This window comes from Ottowia thiooxydans (assembly GCF_040548795.1).
Taxonomy (GTDB): Bacteria; Pseudomonadota; Gammaproteobacteria; order Burkholderiales; family Burkholderiaceae_C; genus Ottowia; species Ottowia thiooxydans_A.
This window is the reverse complement of the sequence record NZ_JBEPSH010000022.1, coordinates 1-4310: the sequence shown is the minus strand read 5'-3', so window position 1 is coordinate 4310 and position 4310 is coordinate 1. Positions and strand designations below refer to the sequence as shown.

Below are 4310 nucleotides of genomic sequence, written 5' to 3'. Positions count from 1 at the left end.
TGGCGCCAAGCTCATTGAAAAGAAAATGGCAGAAATCAAACAGAAAATCGCCGACCTCAAAAGCATTTATCGGTATCTGGATGAAGAGCGTGCAACCCTCGAAGCCAGTGCAGCCAAGCAACTTGAGCTTCAGCAACTGAGCAACTCTTCGAACTGAACTGTCAGCATCTAGAAAACGGCTGCTTACGCCTGCTTCCAGTTTCAAGCCTGCATGTGGCTTTTCTAAAGCCTTCCGGCCTGATCCTGTCCCCGGCGCAATTCGATGCGGATGTCGGGTGTAGCGCTCGCAGCGGGGATCTGCATCGGCACGAAGGTGCTAGCGTTTGGCTTCACCGGTGCCTGAGGGAGTGTCGAGCTGAGTATTGCGGGGTGCGCTACCCTCAACGCCATGAAAAGCTTCGATGACTTCATGCCCGCTTGCATTGAAATACCTCCACCCAAGCCCTTACAGCCGGAGTTTGTAGATGTGGTCAATGATGCGCTCGACAGTTTGCGTAAGGAGTTGGGTCCGGTCCTTGACAGTCTGTATTTGTACGGCAGCGTGGCTCGGGGGAAAGCTCAACGTGGGAAGTCGGATCTTGACTTGACCTTGATTCTGACGAGGTCCCTTGCGACGCATGAAATGCGCTCTCTCGAACGCGTGCGATCAGATCTGCAAGATCGCCATCCTGAAGTGTCCAAAATCGATTTCGATATTGGCGTGCTTGAGGATGTGCTGAGCCCCGACAACTTATACAGCTGGGGATACTGGCTTAAGCACGAGTGTCGCTGCATCTATGGCACGGATCTGGCACTTAGGTTTAAGGCATTCCAGCCCTCGCGGTCGATTGCCCAGGCCATCAACGGCGACTACATGCAGGTTCTCGGTGACTATGTGATCTGTATCAATGCTGCAGAAGGGCATGCGGAGATGCAGCGCTTGCAAAAGGAGGCAGCCAGGAAATTGCTTCGTGCGACCAATGTGCTGCGTCCATTGTCAGACTCTTATTGGCCCGTAAGCTTGGCGGACTATGCTGAGTATTTTTCGGCGTCTCATCCTGAAATGGCCCACCACGTTGAGTTCTTCTTGACGCATGCGAACACACCTTACGCATCAAGTGAGGCGTTCAACGATAAGTTGGTTTTCTTCTTGGCTTGGATGAAGAAGTGCGAACTCCTGTCGACGCCCGCTTAGGATGGGACGGGCTGTTGCTTAGGCAGTCGCATGACAGGCTTCGACAGGCTCAATGCACAGCATCTTTATTGCCGAAGAGTTAGGTTTCACAACAGCCCGTTCGCGCTGAGCTTGTCGAAGCGTTGCGCAAGCCTTCGACAGGCTCAGGCCGAACGGTTTTTTCTGTTTCAACGCCACTCACCGTTTGACAGAAATCATAGAACCTCAGCCCGAACGTATGGTAGTGCGACAGATCGAACCGAAATGCTGGACAAGGCTATGACGTCGGCTTATCCAGAGTCCGAAAATCCAACGTCCTGAGCAACTTCGCAGTCTCCTGCACCAACCGACTTGCAGGCCGCGCCACCGGTTGCGCAAGCATCAAGGTGTTCCATGTCACAGGCGGCCCAATCGGAATCCTCTGCATCATGTGAGGCCTGCGGCTGATGTACAGCGCACTCTCTGGCAAGATAGAACACGCAATGCCTGCTTCGACCATGGTCAGGGCAGACTGCACCGCACCTACTTCGGCAATGATGTTCAACGCCAGGTCGTAGGGCAGCAGGGTGGTGTCTACCAGGTTGCGTATGGGGTTGGGGGCGGTGGGCAGTACCAGCGCATATTTCTTGATGTCCTTGGGTGCAATTTGACTCGGCATGCGGTGGTTGGCGGGCGCGAAGAGCATCAATGATTCACGCATGACCATCTCAAAGCTGAGCAGGGGCGTAGGTACAGGGTCGAACATCATCGCTATGTCTATGCGCCCCTGAATCAATCCTTCGCGAAGCGGCACGCTCAACCCCTCTTGAACAGACAGCATGGCTTTGGGCATGCGCTTGCGGAATTCTTTGAGCAAGGGCACACACAGGCCTAGCGCTACGCGATTGGGTAGCCCCACCACAACCTTGCCCGTGGGCTCTTCACACATGTCCGTGATTTCCAGGCGAGCCTGTGCAGCGGCATTCAGCATGGTGCGTGCATGGCCTAGCAGCGCTCTGCCTGCTTCAGTGGGTGTCACGCCCCGGCCGGTGCGCTCCAGCAGGCGCTGACCCAGGCTTTTTTCAAGCAAGGTCATTTGCTTGCTCACGCTGGGCTGCGCCAAGTGCAAGGCTGCGGCTGCGCGGCTGATGCTGCCTCTTTCCACCACCGCAACAAAGTGCTCCAGCTGCTTCAAGTCCATAGCTTTTGGGAATGTCTGATATAGGTTGTATGCAGTTTATCTTTATCCCTGAGGCGGCGACACTCCAGACGCTCCATCGAGACAAGCACTTATCGCCTCTATGACTACAACTCAATTGCCAATCATGTCCATGCAGAATCGCCGCGTTGTCATTCGTTCTCTAAGTTTGCTGCTCGCCAGCAGTGCGCTCCTGCCTGTGGCCAATGCCAACAGTGGTTCAGACTTTCCTAACAAGCCCATTCGATTGACGGTGCCGTTCGCACCGGGTGGTGGCGCGGATACGATTTCGCGGTTCCTGGGCGTTGAAATGGGCCGCGACCTGGGTCAACCCATCGTGGTTGAAAACAAGCCCGGTGCCGGCACTTTGATTGGCACGGACTTTGTGGCGAAAGCCAAGCCCGATGGGTACAACCTGGTGATTGCCACCTTTGCGCACGCCGTCAATCCGGCCTTGCAAGCCAAATTGCCTTACGGCAGCAACCAGGCGTTTGCGCCTGTGATGCTGCTGGGGCGTGGGCCCAATGTGCTGGTAGTGCGTGCAGAAAGCCCGATCAAAAATCTGGAAGGCCTGCTGGCCGATGCCAAGAGCCGCCCCGGCAAGCTGACGTATGCCTCGCCAGGAAACGGCACGTCACCGCACCTGTCGGGTGAGATGTTTGCCAAGCTGTCCAATTCGGCCATTACGCATGTACCGTACCGTGGGGCCGGCCCGGCCTTGAACGACTTGTTGGGTGGGCAGGTCGACATGATGTTTGCTACGGCCGCGGCTGCCGCGCCCATGTTGGAAAACGGCAAGCTGCGGGCTTTGGGCGTGACCACTGCTCAGCCTTCACCTGCGTTCAAGAACGTGCCCGCTATCGCCACGCGTGTGCCGGGGTATGTGGTTGAAAGCTGGTACGGGCTTTATGTGCCTGCGGGCACGCCAGCCTCGGTCATCGCGCGTCTTAACAAGTCAGCCAGCAGTGCTGCGCGGTCTCCCGGGTTTGCGCAGAAGGTGGCGCAAGAAGGGTTGACGATTGACGCGGGTCCGCCTGCGGAGTTGGATGCCTATGTGGCTGAAGAAGAAAAGCGATGGAGCAAGTTCATCAAGGACAACCGCATTCAGTCTCACTGATTTTCTGCATCTCTTAGTGCGCGCCCCGATAAGCCAAGGGCTCGGGGGCGCCCTCAGTGCACCCTATAAAGATTTACCCCAACCCATGACGACAGACTCCATTCGTGTTCCTTTGGTTGTTCCGGGAACCCGTCCTGAACTGGCCGATATTGAAGCCAACATCCAGGCGGCACGTGGCCGCATTTCAGTGCTGTATCAGGTGCTGCTCAATAGCGCGCCCTTGGCGCAGGGGTGGGAAGCGCTGCTCACGGTTATTCGCAATCACACGCAAGTGCCGCCTGATTTGCGTGAACTCATCATCCTGCGTGTGGCAGTACTCAATGGTGCTGACTATGAGTTTGAAGCGCATGTGCCTCATGCCAAAGCAGGGGGCTTGGATGACGCTCAAATTGCTGCGGCGAAGCTGGACGGTAGTGCGGAAGTTTTCGATGAAGAAAAGCGCTGCGTGCTTCACTTGACGGACTGCATGACGAGGGACATACGGGTGCGGCCCGAGGTGTTTGATGCCGTTCTTCAGCGCTTTGGCGTTCAGGTGGCTGTTGAGATCACAGCCACCATTGCGGCCTACAACATGGTGTCGCGGTTTCTGTTGGCGCTAGGCATAGAGCATTGAGTGGGGAGTGCTTGCTCAGGCTTGGAAATTCACAAACTGTTCGGGCTGAGTTTGTTAAAGCGTTGCGCGAGGCTTCGACAGGCTCAGCCCGAACGGATTTTTTGGTTCTCGACCCATTGAGTATTCCGCAGCAACCTACTCATAGCGTCTGAGTGCATCACCCATCACCCATCACCCATCACCCATCACCCATCACCCATCACCCATCACCCATCACCCATCACCCATCACCCATCACCCATCACCCATC

4 protein-coding genes and 1 pseudogene are annotated in these 4310 nt (G+C 56.1%); 4 read left to right on the top strand and 1 reads right to left on the bottom strand.

All coding sequences use genetic code 11. From position 1 onward, the window contains the following. Window positions 1-157: pseudogene (locus ABIE13_RS27480) on the top strand (MerR family transcriptional regulator); the annotation flags it as partial. 231 nt (window positions 158-388) lie between these two features. Then, complete coding sequence (locus tag ABIE13_RS27475) at window positions 389-1174, top strand: nucleotidyltransferase domain-containing protein (protein WP_354449487.1); 786 nt, start codon at window positions 389-391, stop codon at window positions 1172-1174. 256 nt (window positions 1175-1430) lie between these two features. Here the strand turns inward: ABIE13_RS27475 and ABIE13_RS27470 are convergent, their stop codons facing one another. After that, complete coding sequence (locus ABIE13_RS27470; RefSeq protein WP_354449485.1) at window positions 1431-2333, bottom strand: LysR family transcriptional regulator; 903 nt, start codon at window positions 2331-2333, stop codon at window positions 1431-1433. 124 nt (window positions 2334-2457) lie between these two features. Between ABIE13_RS27470 and ABIE13_RS27465 the strand changes: the two genes are divergently transcribed. Together ABIE13_RS27465 and ABIE13_RS27460 are read left to right on the top strand one after the other, a co-directional pair. Next, complete coding sequence (locus tag ABIE13_RS27465; RefSeq protein WP_354449483.1) at window positions 2458-3447, top strand: tripartite tricarboxylate transporter substrate binding protein; 990 nt, start codon at window positions 2458-2460, stop codon at window positions 3445-3447. An 85-nt stretch (window positions 3448-3532) separates the two neighbouring features. Next, a complete protein-coding gene (locus ABIE13_RS27460; protein ID WP_354449481.1) occupies window positions 3533-4060 on the top strand; it encodes a carboxymuconolactone decarboxylase family protein in 528 nt (175 codons plus the stop codon). The last annotated feature ends 250 nt before the right edge of the window (window positions 4061-4310 follow it).

Excerpts from the sequence above, each read along its gene's own strand:
- ABIE13_RS27475 (WP_354449487.1), top strand. The coding sequence starts at position 389 with ATGAAAAGCTTCGATGACTTCATGCCCGCTTGCATTGAAATACCTCCA.
- ABIE13_RS27470 (WP_354449485.1), bottom strand. The coding sequence starts at position 2,333 with ATGGACTTGAAGCAGCTGGAGCACTTTGTTGCGGTGGTGGAAAGAGGC.
- ABIE13_RS27465 (WP_354449483.1), top strand. The coding sequence starts at position 2,458 with ATGTCCATGCAGAATCGCCGCGTTGTCATTCGTTCTCTAAGTTTGCTG.
- ABIE13_RS27460 (WP_354449481.1), top strand. The coding sequence starts at position 3,533 with ATGACGACAGACTCCATTCGTGTTCCTTTGGTTGTTCCGGGAACCCGT.